Origin of the sequence: Chryseobacterium gossypii (genome assembly GCF_041361455.1) — a bacterium.
GTDB classification, from domain to species: Bacteria; Bacteroidota; Bacteroidia; order Flavobacteriales; family Weeksellaceae; genus Chryseobacterium; species Chryseobacterium gossypii.
The window spans coordinates 1-1,857 of sequence record NZ_JBGCUR010000066.1; the positions used below are offsets into that span (position 1 = coordinate 1).

Consider the following 1,857-nt stretch of genomic DNA (forward strand, 5'->3'; position numbering starts at 1 on the left):
TTTTAAAGATTGCGCATTCACGCCCACAAACATCATTGAGAACCATAAGGCTCCAGCTGTAATTTTCTTCATAATTTTATTTTATACAATTAAAATTAAGTAAATTTTACTAAAAATCAGCTATTTACATTTATAAAATCCGTACTTGTGGATAATATAACTGTATGTACGGATTCGTAGTCTTGCGGTTTGTGGTTCTTGGGTACATTAACGTTTTGTTGTCACCTATCCTAAATACCTTATCATAAGATTTTTTTACCTACTGTCATCAAGTCGTGGGCTATTACAAATGTTCTTTCATATTCCAATGATGACTTTAAAATATTTAGAAGATACTTTTTTTACTCTAGTTCAATTGGGTTATATGGTATAGGGTCAGATTTAGCAGATATTTGACTGCCATCTTCATTGTAAGCTTTACCATGAAAAAAGCCAGGATTATCATTATAGTTTTTTAATACCCTTCTAAATTGTTCCCGGGTTACTATGAGTATTCTTTTTTCATTTCTCAAATAGATTTTACCTGTTTTTTTATCCATTGCTATTGCAGTAAAATGGAAATTACTTTTACTGTCTTCAATATCTAAAATTAAACCAGGTAAATTCTGAAAGATATACGGTCCGTTATTAATTGGGATTTCTTTAGAATACCAGGCTGTATATTTTCTACCCCTATATTTAACAGTAGCTTTATTGCATGAATAGCCTAATATATCTTTTGTTTCATTTTCAAGTTTCCATTCTAAAATTGGCTGGTTCTCTTCGTATTGATAGACTATATTTGCTCTATCCTGTACAATAACTTTATTTTCTAAAAATTTTTTAACTAAAACATTTTTCCATTTTTCAGATAAATTAAGTGTCTGATTTAATTCCTTAGCACCTAATTTCTCCAAATGGCTAAAGCCTGACATCAAAGAATCCTTTCGTAAAGAATTGAAATCCGAAAATCTTGAAAAATTCTTTCCTATTTGAAGTAAACATGTAGTTTCCAACTTCTTTTTTTTAGGGCTCTTAACAAATTCTAATTTATAATAAATATTTTGATAACTACTATCTAAGACTTTTTCTTCATATGAATCAGGTTTCATAGAAAAATTTCCTGTTACAGAAATTTGAGCATTTGAAAAAAAGCCTATTGTTAAAAATAATAACCGTAAAAAATTACGGTTCCCATTTATTCCGATGTGCCTTAGCATTTTACATCGTTAAAATGTTCTGCTGCTGCTTGTAATTCTGCCCAGATACTATAATTATCTGCACATAAAGAATACGAAACTCCACAAGGCGCAGTAATTCCAACCCATTGACTGCAAGATTTTCCTCCTTTTACCATTTTAAGGTCTTCGCGAGTTAACTTTTTTAATTTTTTCAATAATTGTATATTTTTTAAATTAAGTTTCAAATATATTCAATTAATTCACAACAAAGAGATATTTTTATTATGTTAAATGTCTTATTTAGCTTGGAAAACCGTAATTTTTATTTGAAAATATTTTCGTATGATATTGAATTAATTTGTCTTATTACGTAAATAAAAAAGCATTCTTGACGAATGCTTTTGATATTTTTGTATAAGTTAAATAATTAACATCAGACAGAAATTTTGCTGATTCTCGTGAGCCGCTGTCATTTTTTATTGCATTTATTATTATCATATTTTACTTAGCACACAAGGCAAGGTTACACCGTATTCCAATAAAATAGGTAGTATCTCACTAACTGTGTAAGTTAAAAAGTTATTCTGGAAAATTTGAGCGTTCAGAGCTCAAAAAATTTTACGGAAATAACTTTTTATTAACTTTAACCTGAGTTCGGGTTAAGCGAAGTTTAAAAATAATTGACCATCATTTACTT

Annotated in this window: 2 protein-coding genes; both read right to left on the reverse strand. The window is 28.6% G+C overall.

Annotated elements, in window-relative coordinates:
• Nucleotides 1-341 precede the first annotated feature (341 nt).
• A complete protein-coding gene (locus ABMQ40_RS16550) occupies nt 342-1,199 on the reverse strand; it encodes a GLPGLI family protein (protein ID WP_370901602.1) in 858 nt (285 codons plus the stop codon).
• On the reverse strand, nt 1,193-1,405 hold the full coding sequence (locus ABMQ40_RS16555; RefSeq protein ID WP_370901604.1) for a hypothetical protein: 213 nt from the start codon (nt 1,403-1,405) through the stop codon (nt 1,193-1,195). The genes ABMQ40_RS16550 and ABMQ40_RS16555 overlap by 7 nt, the downstream gene beginning before the upstream one ends.
• Nucleotides 1,406-1,857 lie beyond the last annotated feature (452 nt).

Excerpts from the sequence above, each read along its gene's own strand:
- ABMQ40_RS16550 (WP_370901602.1), bottom strand. The coding sequence starts at position 1,199 with ATGCTAAGGCACATCGGAATAAATGGGAACCGTAATTTTTTACGGTTA.